The organism is Collinsella ihumii (assembly GCF_900046475.1).
GTDB classification, from domain to species: domain Bacteria; phylum Actinomycetota; class Coriobacteriia; order Coriobacteriales; family Coriobacteriaceae; genus Collinsella; species Collinsella ihumii.
On record NZ_FCOU01000010.1, the window covers coordinates 114,957 to 135,869 of the forward strand.

The 20,913-nt window shown below is 65.4% G+C and carries 18 protein-coding genes and 1 pseudogene; 5 read left to right on the plus strand and 14 right to left on the minus strand.

The features are described 5' to 3' along the window. The 12 genes and pseudogenes from BN3789_RS08515 to BN3789_RS08565 form a co-directional block, all read right to left on the minus strand. On the minus strand, positions 1-1,206 hold the full coding sequence (locus BN3789_RS08515; RefSeq protein WP_324608433.1) for a UDP-N-acetyl glucosamine 2-epimerase: 1,206 nt from the start codon (positions 1,204-1,206) through the stop codon (positions 1-3). Between the two features lies 1 nt (position 1,207). Next, positions 1,208-1,897 carry a TIR domain-containing protein gene (locus BN3789_RS08520; RefSeq protein WP_066832914.1) on the minus strand — a complete coding sequence of 230 codons (690 nt, stop codon included), beginning with the start codon at positions 1,895-1,897 and terminating at the stop codon, positions 1,208-1,210. A gap of 7 nt (positions 1,898-1,904) precedes the next feature. Next, on the minus strand, positions 1,905-2,342 hold the full coding sequence (locus BN3789_RS08525) for a hypothetical protein (protein ID WP_066832916.1): 438 nt from the start codon (positions 2,340-2,342) through the stop codon (positions 1,905-1,907). 2 nt (positions 2,343-2,344) lie between these two features. Next, positions 2,345-3,535, minus strand: coding sequence for a polysaccharide biosynthesis C-terminal domain-containing protein (locus BN3789_RS08530; protein ID WP_066832920.1), 1,191 nt, complete (start codon positions 3,533-3,535; stop codon positions 2,345-2,347). Continuing rightward, positions 3,535-4,581: a polysaccharide biosynthesis protein gene (locus BN3789_RS08535; protein WP_066832923.1), complete on the minus strand. Its 1,047-nt coding sequence runs from the start codon at positions 4,579-4,581 to the stop codon at positions 3,535-3,537. Before BN3789_RS08535 ends, BN3789_RS08530 begins: the two co-directional genes overlap by 1 nt. Then, a complete protein-coding gene (locus tag BN3789_RS08540; protein ID WP_161938996.1) occupies positions 4,578-5,318 on the minus strand; it encodes a WecB/TagA/CpsF family glycosyltransferase in 741 nt (246 codons plus the stop codon). Before BN3789_RS08540 ends, BN3789_RS08535 begins: the two co-directional genes overlap by 4 nt. Positions 5,319-5,357: 39 nt before the next feature. Further along, positions 5,358-6,095 (minus strand): sugar transferase, encoded by a 738-nt coding sequence (locus BN3789_RS08545; RefSeq protein ID WP_229254284.1) that lies wholly within the window; start codon positions 6,093-6,095, stop codon positions 5,358-5,360. An 84-nt stretch (positions 6,096-6,179) separates the two neighbouring features. Further along, positions 6,180-6,701 (minus strand): antiterminator LoaP, encoded by a 522-nt coding sequence (gene loaP / locus BN3789_RS08550; RefSeq protein WP_066832938.1) that lies wholly within the window; start codon positions 6,699-6,701, stop codon positions 6,180-6,182. A 206-nt stretch (positions 6,702-6,907) separates the two neighbouring features. Next, positions 6,908-7,507 (minus strand): hypothetical protein, encoded by a 600-nt coding sequence (locus BN3789_RS08555; RefSeq protein ID WP_066832941.1) that lies wholly within the window; start codon positions 7,505-7,507, stop codon positions 6,908-6,910. Positions 7,508-8,115: 608 nt separating this feature from the next. After that, positions 8,116-8,244 carry a hypothetical protein gene (locus BN3789_RS13355; RefSeq protein ID WP_267872875.1) on the minus strand — a complete coding sequence of 43 codons (129 nt, stop codon included), beginning with the start codon at positions 8,242-8,244 and terminating at the stop codon, positions 8,116-8,118. 204 nt (positions 8,245-8,448) lie between these two features. Next, positions 8,449-8,757, minus strand: a pseudogene (locus BN3789_RS08560) (peptide chain release factor-like protein); the annotation flags it as partial. A gap of 344 nt (positions 8,758-9,101) precedes the next feature. Continuing rightward, positions 9,102-9,680 carry a xanthine phosphoribosyltransferase gene (locus BN3789_RS08565; protein ID WP_066832947.1) on the minus strand — a complete coding sequence of 193 codons (579 nt, stop codon included), beginning with the start codon at positions 9,678-9,680 and terminating at the stop codon, positions 9,102-9,104. Positions 9,681-10,046: 366 nt separating this feature from the next. Here BN3789_RS08565 and BN3789_RS08570 point away from each other — a divergent pair, with 366 nt between their 5' ends. The 4 genes from BN3789_RS08570 to BN3789_RS08585 all read left to right on the plus strand — a co-directional run bounded on the left by BN3789_RS08570 (position 10,047) and on the right by BN3789_RS08585 (position 14,547). Further along, on the plus strand, positions 10,047-11,129 hold the full coding sequence (locus tag BN3789_RS08570) for a 6-phosphofructokinase (protein WP_066832950.1): 1,083 nt from the start codon (positions 10,047-10,049) through the stop codon (positions 11,127-11,129). A gap of 152 nt (positions 11,130-11,281) precedes the next feature. Beyond that, complete coding sequence (gene mscL / locus BN3789_RS08575) at positions 11,282-11,761, plus strand: large conductance mechanosensitive channel protein MscL (protein WP_066832953.1); 480 nt, start codon at positions 11,282-11,284, stop codon at positions 11,759-11,761. A 254-nt stretch (positions 11,762-12,015) separates the two neighbouring features. Beyond that, complete coding sequence (locus BN3789_RS08580) at positions 12,016-12,291, plus strand: metal-sensing transcriptional repressor (protein WP_066832956.1); 276 nt, start codon at positions 12,016-12,018, stop codon at positions 12,289-12,291. A 144-nt stretch (positions 12,292-12,435) separates the two neighbouring features. Continuing rightward, complete coding sequence (locus BN3789_RS08585; protein WP_066832959.1) at positions 12,436-14,547, plus strand: heavy metal translocating P-type ATPase; 2,112 nt, start codon at positions 12,436-12,438, stop codon at positions 14,545-14,547. A gap of 555 nt (positions 14,548-15,102) precedes the next feature. Here the strand turns inward: BN3789_RS08585 and BN3789_RS08590 are convergent. Together BN3789_RS08590 and BN3789_RS08595 are read right to left on the minus strand one after the other, a co-directional pair. Then, complete coding sequence (locus tag BN3789_RS08590) at positions 15,103-16,053, minus strand: alpha/beta fold hydrolase (RefSeq protein WP_066832962.1); 951 nt, start codon at positions 16,051-16,053, stop codon at positions 15,103-15,105. Positions 16,054-16,249: 196 nt separating this feature from the next. Further along, positions 16,250-17,530: an O-acetylhomoserine aminocarboxypropyltransferase/cysteine synthase family protein gene (locus BN3789_RS08595; protein ID WP_066832964.1), complete on the minus strand. Its 1,281-nt coding sequence runs from the start codon at positions 17,528-17,530 to the stop codon at positions 16,250-16,252. Between the two features lie 410 nt (positions 17,531-17,940). On the opposite strand from BN3789_RS08595, the gene BN3789_RS08600 reads away from it, so the two are divergent. Continuing rightward, positions 17,941-20,682 (plus strand): cellulose biosynthesis cyclic di-GMP-binding regulatory protein BcsB, encoded by a 2,742-nt coding sequence (locus tag BN3789_RS08600; protein WP_161938997.1) that lies wholly within the window; start codon positions 17,941-17,943, stop codon positions 20,680-20,682. The last annotated feature ends 231 nt before the right edge of the window (positions 20,683-20,913 follow it).

Below are 20,913 nucleotides of genomic sequence, written 5' to 3' on the forward strand. Positions count from 1 at the left end.
TCACAGGCCCTTCCTCCACACCATCCTGTCCACGATGCCCGTATAGGACTGGACGATCTTCACGACCTTGGTCGACACCTTCCTCGTGTCGTAGTCGGGCACGGGCGCCTCGGGGTGGGAGCCTTCCGCCTCGAGCGCCACGGCGGTGCGCACGGCGTTGAGAAGGCCCCTCTCGTCGATTCCTGCGAGCACGAAGCAGCCGCGATCCATCGCCTCGGGACGCTCGGTGGACGTGCGTATGCACACCGCCGGGAACGCCCGACCGATGGAGGCGAAGAAGCTCGACTCCTCCGGGAGCGTGCCGGAGTCGGACACCACGCAGAAGGCACTCGATTGCAGCTTGTTGTAGTCGTGGAAGCCCATGGGCTCGTGCGTGCGCACAAGCGGATGCAGGGCGAACCCGGTGGCCTCCAAGCGCTTCCTGGAGCGCGGGTGACAGCTGTAGAGGACCGGTTTGCCGTACTCCTCGGCGAGGGCGTTCACTGCGGAGAACAGGGAGAGGAAGCTCACGTCGTCGTCGATGTTCTCCTCGCGGTGGGCGGAGAGCAGGAAGTAGCCGCCCGGCTCCAACCCCTCGCGCCCGAGCACGCCGGAGGCGTCGATCTTCCCGAGGTTCGCGGAGAGGACCTCGGCCATGGGGCTGCCCGTGACGAAGGTGCGCTCCGGCGCGCAACCCGTGGCGGCGAGCCATCGCCTCGCGTGCTCTGAGTAGGCCATGTTCACATCGGAGATGACGTCCACTATCCTGCGGTTGGTCTCCTCGGGGAGCCTCTCGTCCCGGCAGCAGTTGCCCGCCTCCATGTGGAAGATGGGGATATGCAGGCGCTTGGCCGGTATCGCCGACAGGCAGGAGTTGGTGTCGCCGAGCACCAGCAGGGCGTCGGGTCTCACCTGGACCATGAGCTTGTAGGAGGCGTCAATGATGTTCCCGATGGTGGAGCCCAGGTCGTCGCCGACGGCGTCCATGTAGACGTCCGGGGACCCCAGCCCCAGCTCCTCGAAGAAGATGCCGTTCAGGGTCCAGTCGTAGTTCTGCCCCGTGTGCGCCAGCAGGGTGTCGAAGTGCCTGCGGCATTTCTTGATCACCTCAGACAGGCGGATCACCTCGGGCCGCGTGCCCACGATGACCAGCAGCTTCAGACGGCCATCTTCCCTGAACGCAGCCTTCGGACAGCTATCCATCATCGCCTCACTTCGATTCGTCATGCTAGATTTCCACGGACTTGGAGATCATGAAGGACCCGATGTCATCGCGCCTCTTATACGCGTCCCCTATGTGGCGGTCCATATCCGCGATGAAGTCCGACCATCTCACCGCCTTGATATAGGACACATCCCCCACCCAGTACCCGTCGTTCGAGCACGGGACAGTCTCGGCGTCGACCCTGTTGAACTTGTTCCTCCGCAGGATGCCGAACAGCGTCCCCGTCCGGTGCTCGGTGCACGCCTTCGGGCAGCACGGAAGGCTATGGAGGTAGTAGTCGTAGCTCCCCGACGAATCGGGGAGGACGACGGCGAGCATGGCGTTGGTCCTGCTCGTCACAGGGTTTCCCTCCGAGTCGCGGCGCGACGTCTCCTTCAGCGAATACGAGATCTCCCACGGGATCCACTGGTCCCGGTCGGGCTTCGAGCCGTCCCTCATGCCGGGTGAGATCATGACGATGGCGAGGGAGCTGTCGTAGATCTTGTCCTTAAGACTCTCCCATATGGCCCCGTCGCTCAGCGCGGAGAGGTCCTCCCCGTCGTGCTCGCCCTTGAAGATGTGGGAGGTCGTGCCCAGCCTGTCCTCGATCTCGTTTACGTAATCGCGTACGGTGGTCCTCCTCGGATAGCTCCTGACCATGAACTCGACGTCGTCGTCGGCGTACTTGTACGACACGAAGATCTTCCTGCCCACGGTCTTATCACATCCCCAGAAGCAGCGAGGCGGCGACGCAGATCGCCGCCGTGACGGAATAGAACCCCGCGACCGACCAGCTCAGGTACGCGTCCCTGCGCCTCGTGCCGTCGACGACGCTGGGCGCGGGCGGCAGCATGTCCGTCGGGTAATTGCCCGCACGGTCCTCGTCGATGATCCTGTAGAGGACCCGGTAGCGCCGCTCCAGCTGGAGGTAGCCGCTGTCGAACGCCGAGAACGCGGCCGCCATCGCGGCGACGACGGCTGGGCACGCCCAAGGGAGGTCCGGGCCCTCCTGGTGGAAGAGGGCGAGCACCGCGGCGGCGAGGGCGCAGAACGCCGCCTTGGCGGCGCAGGAGCAGTTCGCCATCCTGGCTATATTCGATTGGGCGAAACCGAGGTACGCGGCCTTGTCGCGGAGCTTCCAGCCGATCCTGCGCCCCACGGCTACACCTCCTCGTAGAACGTGTCGGGCCTCTCCGGGTCGAACGGCTCGCTCGCCCACATGACGGTGACGAGGTCGTCGGTCTCCGAGAGATTGGTTATCGAGTGGGTCATCCCCGGCGCCATCTCCACGACGACGGGCTCGGAGCCCGAGACGCGGTACTCGTCGACGGGGAACGGGCGCCCGTCGGGTCCGAGACCCACCCGGCGAAGCCGGATGAGCGCGTCGCCGGAGACGACGAGGAACTTCTCCCACTTCCGGTGGTGCCAGTGGTTGCCCTTTGTGACGCCCGGCCCCGAGACGTTCACGGAGACCTGGCCGCGCTCCGGCGTGCGCAGGAACTCGGTGAACGAGCCGCGCTCGTCGCGGTTGGCGCGGAGAGGGTACGCGAGGGAGCCCTCCCCGTAGTAGCTCAGGAACGTCGCGTGGAGCCTCTTGCTGAACGACCCCTCCGCCTGGTCCGGCACGGAGAGGTCCGAGCGGGAGTCGCGGAAGCCCTCCAGCATCGAGACGATCTCCCCGAGCGTCGCCCGGTCCGTGGGGCCCGCCTGGCAGAGGCCGTCGGGCCCGGGCCGCACGTTGCCCAGCAGCAGCTCCAGCATGCACGCTACGAGGTCGTCGATGTGCAGCAGCTCGAGCTCGACCGAGGGGTCGGAGACATGGAACTCCCGGCCGTTGGCGATGGCGTCGCAGAACGTGGCGACCGCCGAGTTGTACCTGGGGCGGCACCACTTGCCGTAGAGGTTGGGGAACCGGTAGATGTACACGGGGGCGCCGGTGCGCTCGGAGTAGTCCCGGAGCAGCCTCTCCCCCGCGAGCTTGGACTCGCCGTAGGCCGACCCGGCGTAGCGCCCCTCGAGGGAGGCCTGCACGGAGCTCGAGAGCATGACCGGGCAGCGGTTTCCGTGGTGCTCGAGCAGGCCCAGCAGCTCCGAGGCGAACCCGCGGTTGCCGCTCATGAAGTCGGCGGGGTCCTCCGGCCGGTTCACGCCGGCGAGGTTGTACACGAAGTCCGCCTCGGAGCAGTACAGAGAGAGCTCCTCGCGCGTCCCGTCGACGTCGTACTCGCACACGGTGAGCGGCAGGAGGCCCCGGTAGCGCTCGCGGCGGTCCTTCCCGTCGCGGATGGTCTTCAGGGACTCGCAGAGGTTGCGCCCGACGAAGCCCTTGGCGCCGGTGACGAGGACCTTCATCACTGCACCGCCTCGCCCTCGCGGCCCTCGAGGGCCAGCTGGACGTACTCGGCGGTCCTGATCTTCTCGACGGTCCCCGCCACATCGAGCCTTCGGGTGTTGTGGCTCGTATAGGAGTCGTCGGCCTGCGTCCGCACGGAGCCCACAGTGAACCTGTCGTAGTTGAGGTCGCGCGTGTCCGCCGACACGCGGAAGTACTCCCCCATGTCCTCGGCGCGCAGCATCTCCTCGCGCGTCATGAGGGTCTCGAAGAGCTTCTCGCCGTGGCGCGTCCCGATGACGCGGGTGCCCGTGCGCCCGAAGAGCTCCTGCACCGCCTCGGCGAGGTCGCCGACGGTGGCGGCGGGCGCCTTCTGGATGAACAGGTCGCCGGGGTTCGCGTGCTCGAAGGCGAACCGCACGAGGTCGACCGCCTCGTCGAGGTTCATGAGGAAGCGGGTCATGGCGGGGTCGGTCACCGTGACGGGCTCGTCGGCCTTGATCTGCTTGATGAAGAGGGGTATGACCGAGCCACGGGAGCACATGACGTTGCCGTACCTCGTACAGCAGATGGTGGTACGGCCGGCGCCGTTGCGGGCGTTGGCGTAGATGATGGACTCCATCATGGCTTTGGACTTGCCCATAGCGTTGATAGGGTAGGCGGCCTTGTCGGTGGACAGGCACACCACGCGCTCCACGCCCGCGTCGATGGCGGCGTGCAGGACGTTGTCCGTGCCGATGACGTTGGTCCTCACCGCTTCCATCGGGAAGAACTCGCAGGAGGGTACCTGCTTCAGGGCAGCCGCGTGGAACACGTAGTCCACCCCGCGCATGGCGTCCGCCACGCTCCTGGGGTCGCGCACGTCACCGATGAAGAAGCGCACCTTGCCGGCGTGCTCGGGCGAGCGCTCCTGCAACCTGTGCCGCATGTCGTCCTGCTTCTTCTCGTCGCGGCTGAAGACGCGGATCTCGCCGACGTCGCTCTCCAGGAAGTGCTTGAGCACGGTGTTGCCGAAGCTGCCCGTGCCGCCGGTAATCATGAGTGTCCTGCCCTCGAAGGCGCTCATCTGCTTCCCTTCCTTCGCTTCGCGCCCGTGAGCTGGTACGCGATGAACTTCGTGTTGGTCACTGCATATCGCTTGAAGAGCCTTCTCGGCTCCTGGACGAGGCGGTAGAGCCATTCGAACCCAATGTCCTGCATCCAGCGCGGCGCCTCCGGGACGCGACCCGCGAGCACGTTGAAAGCGCCGCCCACCCCGACCATGAGGGCGGGCACCCGTCCTCTGAGCTCATGGCAGAGCACCTCCTGGCGCGGAGCGCCCAGGGCGACCCATAGGAAGTCGGCCCCGGACTCCGCGACCCGCCCGCACAGGGCGTCCTTCTCCCCTTCGGCGAGCGGCCGGAAGACCGACGGCTCCATGCCTACAATCGCAAGACCCGGATAGGCGCCCTCCAGCGAGAAGCGCAGCGCGTCCAGCGTCTGCTGCCGGTCCCCGTAGAAGTAGTGGCCCCATCCGCGCGACGGCGACATGGCGAAGATCTCGCGCATGAGGTCCGGGCCGGTGACCCTGTCCATGGACGGGACCTCCCTGCGCCCCACCACAGACAGGGGCTTCCCGTCGGGCAGCGACATGACCGAGCCTGCCTGGACCTCCCAGTAGACGGGGTCGTCGTGCGCCATGACGCAGGTGTGGGCGTTCGAGACGCAGACGTAGGAGCCCTTGATGGCGGGCAGGTTCCGATCAATGAAAGAAAGGCAGTCGTTCATATTGGTCGCCGTGATGGGAACGCCGATGACGTCCACGCGTCGGGGCTGCTTACATGCAGGAATTCGACCCATCGATCAATGCGCCCCCTTCCCAGTGCACACCACTGCTATCGTCTGGAGGATGAGGACGAGGTCAGTCTTGACTCCGCGTCTCGCGATGTAGCCGAGGTCGAGCCTCACCATGTCGTCGAAATCGAGGTTGGAGCGCCCTCCCACCTGCCAGGGGCCGGTGAGGCCGGGCTTCACGGCGAGGCGCTGCATGGCCCACTCGTCGTACTGCTCCACCTCGCGGGGCAGCGGCGGCCTCGGGCCCACCACCGACATCTGGCCCAGCAGGACGTTGGCGAACTGCGGGAACTCGTCGATGGAGTGCCTCCTTATGAAGTGGCCGATCCTCGTGACCCTGGGGTCGTCTGCCATCTTGAACATGGGGCCCTCGACCTCGTTCTTGTCGAGCAGGGACTCCAGCTGCCTGTCGGCGTCCTTCACCATGCTCCTGAACTTCCACATGGTGAACTCCCTCGGCTTCCCGTTCGGCCCGATGCGCCCCACGCGCTTCTGGCCGTACAGCGGCCAGCCCGGCGAATCCAGGCGGATGGCGACGCAGAGGATTATCGAAGGGACCAGAGCGACCAGGATCACGGCCAGGCTGAAGACGATGTCGAACGCGCGCTTCACAACCCGGTACCCGAGCCTGGAGCGGTCCCAGGCCTCGGCGCTCCTCATGAGCGAGTAGCGCTTGCCCTTGCGGGCGTCCTTCCTCGCGCGCTCGCGCGTACCGGAAACCGGCACCCGCACCTCAGCTGGAACCACAAGGCTGCCCTCGCCTCGCGCCTCCCCTATTCGATTCTCATCAGTTAGATCCGACACACTCGACCCAACGTGGATACACGACCGTCAGCGCTTGCTCACGATCTCCAACCCGACCCGAATCCTCTTCACCCGGCCGAGCATCGGCACTTCCAGATCTGCCTCGCGCTTGTGGCGGTCGATCTTCTTGATCTCGAACTCGTGGCCCTTCAGGGGCCCGCGCAACACGATGACCCGGTCGCCCTCGATGACGCCCGAGCTCATCCTCACCACGTGCTCGTCGAGGTCCGCGTAGCGCGTGAGCCACGCGACCTCGTCGGCAGAAAGCGGCATGAACTTCTCCCCTTCCGCACCCAGCAGGCGGGCGAACACCGGTGCCGCGCGCAGCCGCTCGAGCACCGTCTCCGGGCAGCGCGTCTGCACGAACACGTAGCCCGGCAGAAGTCTGAGGCTCACGGTCCGCCACTCGCCACGCTGCGCCCGCAGCGCCTCGTAGGACGGCGTGAAGACGTCCTCGGCGGCGTCGCCGAGCGCGCGCTCGAGCAGTCGGCACATCCGGTCCTCGGTGCCGGAGCGCACCTGGACCACGTAGAGCTTCGCTTGCGCCATAGGACCCCCTGGGTTCGTATGGCCGGGCCGCCCCGCACCGACTGCACGGCACATGGGAAGATATTCATGCCCTCGCTGGATCCGCCAACGCGATACGCGACGATTGCCGGCCGGAAGGATTGTTCTTATGCAGGGCAGCTCCCTGCGCGCGCCCCGCGGGCTATGTCCCCGTGGGGCGCGCGAAAGAAGCTGCAAGCTCGGAGCCGCTAGGTCTTGATGGGCACATCTATGGCCATCAACTCCGAGAAGCCCCCGAGGGCGCTATCGCCCACGTCCACCATGCAGCGCCTGCGGTGACGGTCCACGTCGCGCACGTGCGCCTCCTGGCCCATAAGCGGGCCTTCGGTCACGTGCAGGATGCCGTCCTCGATCACCGCGGTGGAGCCCCGCAGCACGTGGCGCTCGTCCATGCTGTGCGCGAACCACGTCTGGGCCGCGGGCGACAGCGGCATCCAGGCGCGGCCGTCCGCTCCGCAGAGCTCGGCGTGGGTGTTGGTGCCTGCAAGCTGCTTGTACAGCGCCGCCGGGTCCGCGGTCACCGCAAAGGCGTAGCCCCGGTACGCGGGGATCGTCTGCAGCGACCATGCTCCCCCGCGCTTGAACCAGCGCTCTTTCTTAATACAGAAGCAGTCGGTCAGGATGTCGCGCGGCGTAAGGCGCAGCAGCTTCTCGCACGTGGCGTCCTCCGCGCCCTCACGGACCCTGAGGAGGTACCAGCGCTCACTGCCGCGCGGTACGCGGCGCCCGCACGGGAGGCCCATGGCCATGCGCGACGCGCGCTTGACCTGCGTCTGTGCGACGACCATTCCGACCCTCCCTTGTCCGTGTCCGCCTGCGCGCAAAGCGCAAAAAGGTACACCTTTTGAGGAGGGTCGAATTAACAAACGCTAAGGTCAGCGCCGCTATGTGAAACTGCGGTTTCTTTACACGCCGCCCCTCAACGATGTGTATAATTGGGTCGAACGTAAGTGTTTCAAAAGGTATACATTTTGACGAAGGTCATACCCTTGCTGACCTGCGGAGTATGGCTTAAGGCAGCGTGCCCGCTCGCCCCGAAGGCTCGTTACGATCCCTTACCAACACTTCGCAGACTGCGCACAAATGGGGTCTAAGGCAACACGAATGGCTGCGCGTCTCGTGTTTTACTGGCACCCGCACCGACAGCATCCCATGCCCGGCGTAACACGGCCGAGCCTCACCGGGTCCAAGCTTGCACCTTTGCTTCCTGGCAGATCGGCTCATCGCAGACCGAACTGATCGTGTGTACCCTATCGCCCGACATCGAGATGAATAAACTCCCCTTGGACGTGGTACACTAGCAATGCATAAGCAAAGCCCGTCCTTTGTCAACGGGAGCGCGGGCGGCGCGGTGTTTTGACTGAGGAGCCTGACTGCAATCAGGCTCCTTTCGTGTCTACGCTACGTCATCCACATGCTGCTTATCCTCCTCTTTGGACTTGAGGAACCTCCTGAGATCGAGAAGGCACCTCGCGATGCTCGCGATGTTTGCGAGAGCCGAGAGAACTTCAAGAACGTCGTTCATAGGCGTCGCCCCTTTCAAAGAGATCGGAGCACCGCCCGCAGCGGACTTTGCTGATGCAAGCTTCAGTATAGCAAAATGTATTATATTTTGTGCTGTCTTTTAGTTGTTAGATATGAGTAAGATATTGCAGGAAATCTGTTGGGAAGTGTTTGGGGCCGTGCCGATACCGGCAGCCTTTCATGCAGGCGGCTGATGCTGCCGCCCCTACTCCTCCCCTGACACGCGGCGGCGCAGCATCTTCGTCTGCGCGCGTTGGCGCTTATCGGCCAGACGACGGCGCTTGGCCGCGGCGGGCACCTTCGTCTTCTTGCGGCGCTTGGGCGGACGGGCCCGCTGCTCGAACTGCTCACGCAGCTTGGCAATGCACTTCGCCCGGTTCTGGAACTGGCTTCTGCTCTCGCGCGACGTGACGGTGATACCCGTGGGAACGTGGCGCATACGCACAGCTGAATCCGACGTGTTCACGCCCTGCCCGCCCGGCCCATGAGCATGAAACACCTGCACCTCGCAGTCCCGCGCGATCTCATCGGCCGACATGGCCGCAAACGCCGCGAAGTCCTTATACGTCAGCTTCTGCCCCTCGTCCATCTCGCCACCTCCTATATATACGTAAAGAAGGCCCCCGACCAAGCCGAGAGCCCGCAGATCAATCAAATGCCCGCCGCAAATCTAAGGCAAGTCTCACGTGCGGCAGGTTGCCCCGAAAGAGGAGCGACGCGTGCCTAGGCACGCAAGTGTTTCGCCATGACAGACACTAGGCGGTTCCCAGATGCGTCGATGTACTGCGAAAGAGGAGGGAGCACGCCTCAGAACGTCGACCGACGATTGAACGCCAAAGCGGCGTGCCTGGGGACAGCCTAGGCGAAGGTGAGCTCGCCCGTCTCGCAGTCCATCCCGACCAGCTTGGCCAGGCTCTCCACGCGGTACCCGCGCTCGCGAAGCTTGTCGCCACCGCCCTGGAATCCCTTCTCGATAGCGATGCCGATGCCCTCGACCGTGGCCCCCGCGCTCTCGACGATGGCGATCAGGCCCTCGAGCGCGCAGCCGTTGGCCAGGAAATCGTCGATGATGAGCACGTGATCGCCCGGGGACAGAAAGCGCCGACCCACGATGACCGGGAACTCGCGCTTCTTGGTGAACGAGTAGATGGTCGTGGAGTACTGCTCGCCGTCCAGGTTGATAGACTGGGCCTTCTTAGCGAACACCACCGGCACGTTGCCGAAATGCTGCGCGGCGATGCAGGCGATGCCGATGCCGCTCGCCTCGATCGTCAGGATCTTGTTGATGGGAACACCCTCGAACAGGCGGGCCCACTCGGCGCCCATGTGGTCGAACAGCTCGACGTCGCACTGATGGTTGAGAAACGCGTCCACCTTGAGTACGTCCCCCGCTTTCACGATGCCGTCCTGGCGGATGCGATCCTCAAGCTCCTTCATTGCAGCCCCTCTCTTATGCATGCGCGCGCCCGTGACGCGCATCCCCTGTGCCCCCATTGCGTTGTCTAGAGAAGCGCAGATCGATCGCTTTCGCGGCGCCCGGCACGGAGCCGCCGTCGTGTAAGGAATTGGTCAGCGCTTTCCTAGCAGAATATCACGTTCGCGTATAAGGCAGCGCGAAAGAGCCCGACCCGAGGCAATTTTGCGCAGGCATCTCGACTGTTTTGTCCGCTTCTTTATGGATGCTGCATGGTGGGTGCGTAATGGTCCAGAAAAGGTTTGGCGATACCCGGTCTTGCCGGCCGCACCCCGCATCTGTTGCGCTACACTTTTCAAGTTCTACATCACCTTGTATGAGGGGGAATCATGCTGAGGATCGGTCTTCTCACGAGCGGCGGCGACTGCCAGGCGCTCAACGCCACCATGCGCGGCATCGTCAAGACGCTGGAGAACAACGTCGGCGCCGACAATCTCGAGATCTACGGTTTTGAGGACGGCTACCAGGGCCTCATCTACAGCCGCTTCCGCATCATGACGCCGCACGACTTCAGCGGCATCCTTACCCGCGGCGGCACCATCCTGGGCACGAGCCGCACGCCGTTCAAGCTTCTCGACACGCCCGAGGCAGACGGCGTCGAGAAAGTCCCGGCCATGATCCACACCTACCACAAGCTGCAGCTCGACTGCCTGTTCATGCTCGGCGGCAACGGCTCCACCAAGACGGCCAACCGCCTGTCCGAAGAGGGCCTGAACGTCATCGCCCTGCCCAAGACCATCGACAACGACACGTGGGGCACCGAGCGCACCTTCGGCTTCTCCTCCGCCGTCGAGGTCGCCACCGAGTGCATCGACAACATCCACACCACCGCGAGCTCGCACGGCCGCGTGTTCGTCATCGAGATCATGGGCCACAAGGTCGGCTGGATCCCGCTGTACGCGGGCGTCGCGGGCGGCGCCGACGTCATCCTCATCCCCGAGATCCCGTTCGACATGAAGAACGTCATCAACACCATCGAGCGCCGCATGGAGCGCGGCAGCCGCTTCACCATCGTGGCAGTCGCCGAGGGCGCCATCACCAAGGAGGACGCGAAGCTCTCCAAGAAGGAGTACAAGAAGAAGGTCGCCTCCCGCACCTCGCCGTCCATCGTGTACGACATCGCGCGCGAGATCGAGGAGCGCACGGGCCGCGAGACCCGCGTCGCCATCCCCGGCCATACCCAGCGCGGCGGCGAGCCCGACGCTCAGGACCGCGTGTTCGCCACGCAGTGCGGCGCCGAGGCCGCTCTCGGCTGCATCGCGGGCGAGTTCGGCTACATGATCGCGCAGGTCGACGGCAAGATGACCCGCGTGCCGCTCAAGGATGTCGCCGGCAAGCTCAAGTACGTCGACCCCACCTGCGACCTCGTGCGCGAGGCCAAGGCGCTCGGCATCAGCTTCGGCGATGAGTAGCTTTCGGCTTCAGGCGGCGCCGCGCAGCCGCTTTGCATCCGCTGCTGAGCGCGGTGCGTGCATGTCCGTCGCCCACCCGATCACCTGAGAGCGGCTGGAGGCCACACGGCTTCCAGCCGCTTTTTCGTACGCGTCCATCTGAAGGAGTGGATATGGCTCGAGCCAACAGGGGCATCATCCAGGAATTCGTCGAGTTCATCAGCCGCGGAAACGTAATGGACCTGGCCGTCGGCGTCATCATCGGCGGCGCGTTCACCTCCGTTGTGAACGCGCTCGTTTCCACGATTATCCAGCCGCTTATCGCGGCGATCGGCGGAAGCCCCGACGTCAAGGGCCTGGCGGTCGTGCTGAACGGCCAGACCATCGACTTCGGCGCCTTCATCTCCGCCGTCATCAGCTTCCTGATCACCGCAGTCGCCGTGTTCGCCATCGTCAAGACCGTGAACACGATGAACGACCTCAAGGAGATGGCGATCAAGAAGGCGGGCCTCGCGAGCATGATCGAGAAGGAGCAGGCTCCCGCGCCGCGCATCTGCCCGTATTGCAAGCAGGAGATCGCCGACGACGCGACGCGCTGCCCGCACTGCACCTCAAAGCTCGCAGGGTACGAAAACGCCATCGAAGCGCGCTGAGGGAACGCCGATTGCCGCTCCCCTGCGGCGGTCCATGGCACGTTCCGTATATTCTCGGCCCGAACCTGCATAAAAAAACTGGGACATCGGCCCCGTTCAGGCACTGCGGATCGGGAGGGATCGAGGCCGCCGCACGCCGCCCCGTCCATGAGCTCGGCGCGGCGGCGAACACGTAACGAATTGTTCAGCGGTTCCTTAAGGATTGCGGGCCCTCTTTTGGGTACTATGGGCACAACGCCAAAAGAGGAGCCGCAATGAGACAATGCATGGACGCCGACAACCTGCACCGCCGCCTGAGAAAGATCATCGGACAGGTTCAGGCGATCGACCGGATGGTGGACGAAGACGTCCCCTGCGAAGACGTGCTTTCGCAGATCAACGCCGCCAAGAGCGCGCTGCACCGCTGCGGGCAGGTCGTGCTCGAGGGCCACATCCAGCATTGCGTGCGCGACGGCATCGAGCACGGAGACGCCGACAAGACCATCGCCGATTTCACCAAAGCGGTCGAGCGCTTCGCGAACATGGGCTGACATCCGCAGCCAAGCCGCCAGGCCACCTCGTCTCGCACTCCGTACGCCTTTTCCAAACCTTGACTTTATACCCCTAGGGGTATATAACTCGATTTGATACCCATAGGGGTATTGGTAATCGACGTACAACGGAGGAGTTCGGCCATGAAGCAGCGCATCGACCGCATCATGGGGCGCCTTGAGGAGGCGCTCGGCTGGGGCGGCGTCAAGAAGGACATCGCCCTGTTGGCCATCGGCGGCATCGCGCTGCTCATCAGCCTGTTCGAGCCGTATGGCATGCGCGAGGCGCTCCCCTTCGACCCGGCGTGGATAGCGATCGTGCTGTGCGGCATCCCCATCCTGTGCGAGGCGGTCATCGGCCTCGTCACCGAATTCGACATCACAGCAGACGTGCTGGTGGCCATAGCGCTCATCGCAAGCGTCGCCATCGGCGAGACGTTTGCCGCAGGTGAGGTCGCCTTCATCATGCAGCTCGGCGGCTTGCTCGAAGAGCTCACGGTCGAGCGGGCGCGCGCCGGCATCGAGAAGCTCGTCCACCTGACGCCGCGCACGGCGCGCCTCATCGCCCGCCCCGGCGCCGAGCTTGCCGAGCGTGTGCAGAACGCGCTGTCATCCGCCCGCATCGACGGGACCCCGGCCGAGCCGGCATGCGCCGCCGTCCTTCCGAGGCTCGACCATGCATCCGGAGAGCAGATCGCGGCGGAGAGCGTGCAGGTGGGCGACCTTCTGCGGGTGAACCCCGGCGAGACCGTCCCCGTCGACGGCGTGATCGTGGCGGGCCAGACCTCCATCGACCAATCAGTCATGACCGGCGAATCCATCCCCGTCGACAAGGCAGCCGGCGACGAGGTCTCCTCGGGCACGCTTAACCAATTCGGCAGCTTCGACATGGTGGCCACGCGCGTGGGCGAGGACAGCTCGATTCAGCGCATGATCCGCCTCGTGCAGTCGGCCGACGCGAGCAAGGCCAACGTCGTGCGCCTCGCCGATCGCTGGGCGGTCTGGATCGTCATCATCGCGCTGAGCGCAGCCGCCGTAACGTGGGTCGTGACGGGCGAGATCATCCGAGCCGTCACGATCCTCGTGGTCTTCTGCCCGTGCGCGCTCGTGCTGGCAACTCCCACGGCCATCATGGCTGCCATCGGCAACGCCACCAAGCACGGTTTCATGGTGCGCGAGGGCGATGCGCTCGAGCGCCTGGCGTCCGTGCGGGCCGTGGCGCTCGACAAGACCGGCACGCTCACCTACGGAACGCCGCGCGTCGTGGCCGTCGAGAGCGCAGACGATGCGGACGGGCGCGCGGCCGAGGAGCTGTTCGCCCTTGTCGCATCAGCGGAAACCAAAAGCGAGCATCCACTGGGACGCGCCATCGTGGCCGGATACCGCGCGCGCTCGGGCGCATCGGGCGCCAGCGAGACGCTGCGCGCACCCGCGTCGTTCTCCATGATCCCCGGCCGCGGCGTCGAGGCGGTCTGCATGGGCGAATCGGGTCCCGTCACGGTGATCGCGGGCAATCTCGAGCTCATGGCGGAGCGCGACATCGATCTTCCCGCGTCGCTGCTCGAGCGCGCGCAGCGCCATCTGGATACGGGATGCACCGTCACCTACGCAGCCTGCCTCTATCCCCGCAGCGCGGACGCGCTCACCGTCGAGGTGGACGGCGCGCCGGCATCCGTGTCTCCCGTCGAGATCGCCTCGTGCCTCATCGCCCTCTCCGATGTCGCGCGCGAGAACGCCCGCGACACCGTGGCCCGCATCCACGCAACCGGCGCAGAGCCCGTGCTCCTCACCGGAGACAACGAGGCGGCAGCCGCCGCCATGGCATCCCAGCTCGATATCCGAAGCTTCCGCTCGGGCTGCACGCCCGAAGATAAACTCGCCTGGATAGACGAGAGCGAGCGTGCGGGCCGGGCCGTCTGCATGGTCGGCGACGGCGTCAACGACGCGCCGGCCCTGAAGCGCGCCCGCGTGGGCATCGCCATGGGCGGCATCGGTTCCGACATCGCCGTCGATGCCGCCGATATCGCGCTCGTCTCGGACGACGTCGCCGAGCTGCCCCACCTGCTGGCGCTCAGCCGTCGCATGATCTCGACCATCAAGATCAACATGACCTTCTCGATGGCGCTCAATTTCATCGCCATCGCGCTCGCCATCACAGGCGTGTTGAACCCGGTCGTCGGCGCGCTGGTCCACAACGCGGGCTCGGTGCTCGTCATCTCCAACTCGGCGCTGCTGCTCGGCTGGAAACGCCGCTAGCGGCGGGGTTACAGCCCGTGGAGGGCACCTGGATCTCTGGGCTGGCAGGGGCGACCCGCGCGTTCCCCTCCCCGCCGACCGGGCTCCCGGGGTGCGAGAGGGCCGCTGTATCCGCCCGTGTGCAAAACTGCACCTTGATAAAAGGTTTTATCAAGGTGCGGGGACGGTCCGCGTTGAATTTGGTATCAAATCTTGGACAAGAAGGGCCTCTTGAGAGCGAATCGGAAGCCCCTCCCGGGCCCACTAAGATCGGCCGGCCAGAGAAACCGCAGGTCAGAAGCTTGTCAGATATGGCCGTTTTCCATGTATACTTCCCGATTTGATTCCAAATTCATTTTCAGAAAACTTTGACCCCCTCAATCCTGCGGATTTGCGGTGCGGTTTCCCCACCGCGCGCATACAGGACCCCGGAATCCGCCCGTCGCGCGGTGACGGAGCGCGAAAGGCGCCCCGGAAGACCGCAGCTCACGTATAGGCCATCCATCTTTGCGCGCAGCGCCCCGCGCGACCGTGTCTCCGCGTCCTACACGAGGGGACGGATTGGTCTACGCTTCCCTAGAGCCTGTGGCGCTCGAGCCATGCGAGCACGTCGGCCTCGACCTGGGCACGGATGGGCTCGTTGAGGATCTCGTGGCGAGCCCCGGGATAGATGATCTCGTCGACGTCTTCGATACCCGCCGCACGGCACTGCTCGACGGCGCGGTGGACGCCGCGCCCGCACTCCCCCACCGGGTCCTCGCCGCCCGCGATGAACAACATGGGAAGCCCGTGCGGGATGCGCGCGACCAGCTTGGGCGATTGCGCGTCGGCAGCGAGCCTTGAAAGCGTGCCGTACCCGCCGACGGTGAACACCTGGCCGGAGAGCGGATCGGAGAGATAGTCGTCGACGACCGCGGGGTCCGTGGAGATCCAATCGACATCGGTCCGCGCGTCCTTGATGGCGCGGCCGAATCCGCCCGCCCCGAGCGCATGCGCGATGCGGCTCCGATGGCGCTCGCCGCGAACCGCCGACACGATACCCGTGAACACGCGGCCGACGCCCGTGAGCAGAAGCGGCTGCTGGCCGGTGCCGCAGATGATCGCGGCGCGAACGCCGAAGGCGTAGCGCGTGAGGTAGATGCGTGCGATGAAGCTGCCCATCGAGTGGCCGAACAGGATATAGGGGGTGGAGATGCCGAGTCGGGCGATCGCCTGCATGCGCAGCGCATGGACATCGCCGATCAGGACATCCTCGCCGTCCTTCAACGGCATATGGCCGAGTTCCTCCTCGGAGGCGGCGGTGCGGCCGTGGCCCACATGGTCGTTGGCGCACACCGCGAAGCCGTGGTCGCACAGGTACTCGATGAACGGCAGGTAGCGGCCCGCGTGCTCGGACATGCCGTGGATGATCTGGACAAGGCCGCGCCTTGCCGCAGGAGCCTCGGCATTCCCGTCGGGCTCCCACAGCCAGGCGCGCACGGTGGAGACGCCGTCGGCGCTGGGATAGGACAGGGCTGTGGTCTTCATGGGCGGACACCTCGCAACACGCGGTCGTTTCCCTACCATCCTAACGGGTCGCCCCGCCTTTGCGAGGTCCTCATCGGTATCCGGCAGGCGGCGCCCCGGATCGGCCGCACGACCCGGCAGACGGCCGCGGGCCAAGAAAAAGGTGCCGGCGAGATCCAATCCCGCCGGCACCCTATCGGCAACGACTGCTCGACCGCTACACGGCGGCGAGGGCCTGCTCGACGTCGGCAATGAGGTCTTCGGTGTCCTCGATGCCGCAGGACAGGCGCACCATGTCGGGCGCGATGCCGGCGGCAGCCAGCTCCTCGTCATTCATCTGACGGTGCGTGGCGTTGGCGGGGTGCAGCACGCAGGTGCGGGCGTCGGCGACATGGGTGGCGATCTGAGCGACCTTGAGGTTCTTCATGAACTCCTCGGCGGCAGCGCGGCCACCGACGAATCCGAAGCTCACCACGCCGCACGAGCCGTTGGGCAGGTACTTCTGGGCGAGCTCGTACCACGGGTCGGTGGGCAGGCCGGGATACTTCACGAAGCGGACCTTGGGATGCTGGGCTAGGAACTCCGCCATCGCCTGGCCGTTCTTGCAATGCTGTGGCATGCGCACGTGCAGGCTCTCGAGGCCGAGGTTCAGGTAGAACGCGTTTTGCGGCGACTGGATGCAGCCGAAGTCGCGCATGAGCTGCGAGGTCGCCTTGGTGATGTAGGCGCCGGCCTGGCCGAACTTCTCGGTGTAGACCACACCGTGGTAGGTCTCGTCGGGCGTCGTGAGGCCGGGATACTTGTCCGCATGGGCATCCCAGTTGAAGTTGCCGGAATCCACGATGGCTCCGCCCACGGCGGCGCCGTGGCCGTCCATGTACTTGGTGGTCGAATGCGTCACGATGTCGGCGCCCCACTCGATGGGACGGCACATGATCGGCGTGGGGAACGTGTTGTCTACGATCAGGGGCACGCCGTGCGCATGCGCGGCGTTGGCGAAACGCTCGATGTCGAGCACGTCGAGCGCGGGGTTGGCGATCGTCTCGCCGAAGACCGCCTTGGTGTTGGGCTGGAACGCCGCCTCGAGCTCCTCATCGGTGCAGTCGGGGGCCACGAACGTGCTCTGGACGCCCATGCGCTTCATGGTGTGTGCGATGAGGTTGTACGTGCCGCCGTAGATGGCGGAGCTCGCCACCACGTGGTCGCCCTCGCCCAGGATGTTGAACAGCGCGAAGAAGTTCGCCGCCTGGCCGGAGCTCGTCAGCATGCCGGCGGCACCGCCCTCGAGCTCGGCGATCTTGGCCGCAACGGCGTCGTTGGTGGGGTTCTGCAGACGGGTGTAGAAATACCCCGCCTCCTCGAGGTCGAACAGACGACCCATGTGCTCGGACGTATCGTACTTCCACGTCGTCGACTGGTAGATGGGGACCTGACGGGGCTCGCCGTCGCCGGGACGATAGCCGCCCTGCACGCAGGTCGTTCCAAGATGCTCTGCCATGCTTTGCTCCTTTTGCTTGAGACGTTGCGTCGTTAGCAAGGATACTGCAAGGCGGCCGGTGCGGACACAGATGGCGGGCGATGTTTCGAACAAAAGTCATGCCGCGCCCGCGCGAAGATTGCGCGGCGCGCCGAGCATTGGTACCGCATAGACCCCACGTTCGATGCCCCATCCGCCCGCCCAGGCTCCATTTCTAGGCATTCTCCCTGCTCTAGGCTATAGTTTTCTCTATATGGAGCATGCCTTCTTCTCACTGCAGCATAAACGGACCGGACAAGGGGGCGATTGCGTGCACGCTATCTCAAGCATCGGAACAGCCCGCCGTGCGGTGTGCGGGAACGCGGCGGCGAAGCATCGCCCCGTGGCGCCCTCGCCCGCCCCTTGTCGTTTCTTTTCGCGGAGCCCCATCCATGAGCAGGTCCGCTAGCTCCACTCGCACAACGGCGCTTCGCGGAAGCCACCTCCACCTTGCGCGCATGCACGCGACGGCCCGGCTCGCCGTCGCGCTTTCGCTGACCGCGACGGCAGTCGCCCTCACGCCATCGCTCGCCGCGGCAGAGCAGGACGCGACGGGTGCCGTAGACGAGACGATCGTCGACAGCACCGCGAGCACGCTTGCCGCCGACGGCCATGCGTTCGACGTGTACGCCGACCATGTCGACATCCAGATGTTCTCCGGACGCCAGACCCTGGATTCCGCGGATAACCTGCAGACGTTTTTCTTCACCATCCCTGCGGGCGTGGAGCTCGATGGGACCTGCACCATGAATCTGCTCGTCTCCGCCAGCGAGCACCTCGATGACGACCTCGCGCTGACCATCAGCCTGAACGGAACGGTCGTGCAGTCGATCCCCGTGCAGAAGATCGGATCGGACGGGACCGGTTGGCTCGTCTGCAACATCCCCTCCCAGGTCTTCAAGGTGGGCGCGACCAACTCGGTCACGCTTGCGCTCGTCCTCGCCGACGTCTCCTCCGACGCCTCCGACGTGCAGGATTACGAGGCACGCTTCACCTCGAGCGATACGAGCAACTGGGTCGAATTCGACGCGTCGTCCACCATGCAGATGCGCGTGAAGAGCCTGCCCGCCTGCACGAACGCGACGTGGTACCCCCTGCAGTTCGACAGCGTGCTGAGCGACCCCAAGACCTCGCTCTCCTTCATCACCGACGGCCAGACATCATCGCGCAACGCCGCCTTGTGCATCGCATCGGCATTCGGAGCGCAGGTCCCCTACCAGTCGGCCATCGACCTGAGCGCGGCGGGCAGCGCCGAGGAGGCAAACGTGCTGGTCGGAGGCATTTCCGACTGGAAGAGCCTGTTCGGCAACCTCGATGTGGCACGCGCCGGCGACGGGGAGGGCATCGTCGCGACCGCGGGCTCGGTCTCGTACACGTCGATCCCGCGCCTGCTGGTGTATGCGCAAGACGACCAAGGCCTCTCGCTTGCAGCGGACGCAGCATCCGATCCCGACGCCATGGCCGAGCTCGAGGGAACCTCGGCGGTCATATCGTCCTTTGCATCGACGTCCTCCGTGACGCCGGAGGAGCGCGCCGACGGCGCCTACCAGCTCTCCGATTTCGGCTACGAAGACGTGACGCTGCAGGGATCGTCCGGCGAGATCGCCTCGTTTCGCCTGACACAGCCCGGAGGCGTCGCGAGCGGACCGGGCTCGACGGTGACCATCGAGTTCAGCCATTCGGACAACCTCGACCCCGCGCAGGCGGAGCTGACCGTCTACATCAACGACGAGCGCGTCGACAGCGTGAGCCTGTCTGATGCAAACGCCGAGGCCGGAAGCCTCACCGTGTCGATTCCTCAGGCGGCTCGCACGAGCCCCATCATCGACGTGCGGGTCGAGGTCAACAACTACACCGGGGACGTCGACCCGACCAAGAGCGAGAACGCCGGCTCGACCACGATCTCGAGCACCTCATCGGTGCATCTTGCCCACAGCGACGAAAGCATCAGCCCATCGCTGAGCAGGCTGTTTGCATTTGCATCCACAAGCGGCGAGGAGGACGGGACGGTCGTCGTCCACGCCGACGGCTTCGATGACGCGCTGCTGAACCTCGCCATGCGCATCGGTCAGGCGAACCTGCAGGCCGTTGACTTCGAGCTGGCGGAGCCGAGCGACGCCGCAGACGAACAGGACCGTACTCACGACCTCGTCTACATGGGAAGCGCCTCGACCATCGAGCTCCCCGACGAGATCGCGGAGGCGCTCGACGCCGTGCCGCGCTCGGACGGCACGTACCGCACCGACCGGAGCCTTCCCCTCGATACCGACGATCTGGCCGATGCCGTCGTGTTCCAGACGGTGCCGTCGCCTTGGGACCCCGCGCGCGCGGTGTACGTCATCACGTACCCGGAAGGCGCGGAGGACTGGTCGTGCAGCGTGCTGTGCAACGGAGAGATCCTCGGTGCCCTCGACGGGACCATCGCCGCCGTCTCCGCAGACGGAACCGTCCACTCCTGCGATACGGCAGGTGTGCAGGATGCCGCCTCCGATGAGGCAGATTCCGCCCAGAAGCTGTTGCAGAGCCTGATCGGATACCTGCGCAGCCCCGTGGTGATCGCTTGCGGCATCGGCGGGCTTGCAGCCGCGCTCATCGTGGCGATATTCCTGCTGGCGCGGCATATCTACCGGATGGGACGCGAGCGCGGGGCCGCGGAGGCCGCGGCGAATCGTGCCGAGCAGACGGCCCGTGAGGATGCGGCCGTACACGAGTTGAGGAAAGAGGCCGACTCCGATTTCGGCATCGGATCGTTCACGTTCGAGGCGCCGGCAAGCGATCTGGAACTGGTCGAAGCTAAAGCGCAGCATGAGACCGGACACGGGACCGATGCCGAGATGACGGCAGAGCCCGATGAAGCCGAGCAGGCACTGGAGGCCGAAGCGGATACCGGGGCAGATCGCGAGCCGGCACCGACGGCCGGCGCCGCTGCTGCAGGCGCTCCCGCGGCCGAGACGGAGGCCGAAGCGGAGGCGAGCCCTCGTCCTGAGGCGGAATCGAAAGACGAGCCCGCGACCGAGCTCGCGGTCGAACTTGCGACCGCACCCGCGGACCTTGCTTCGCTATCGGAGCCCGCGCCCGCGGTCGAGCCTCGCAGGCGCAAGCAGATCCCCGGCTACTACGTCTACGACGACTGACGCCGCGATCCGCTAAGCGGGCGCCCGCGACCCCCCCCCGCACCCCTTCCGCCCCGTGCCCCGCGGCACCCCCCCAGATCGACGGTACGCTATAGGCACGCCACCCCATCGAGAGTACGCCATAGGCACGTTGTTCGCCTGAAAGCGTGCCTATGGCGTACCTTGGATTGAGCTGTGTGCCTATAGCGTACCGTCGTTCACGCGCCCGCGCTCCAGGATTCCTGCCGCACC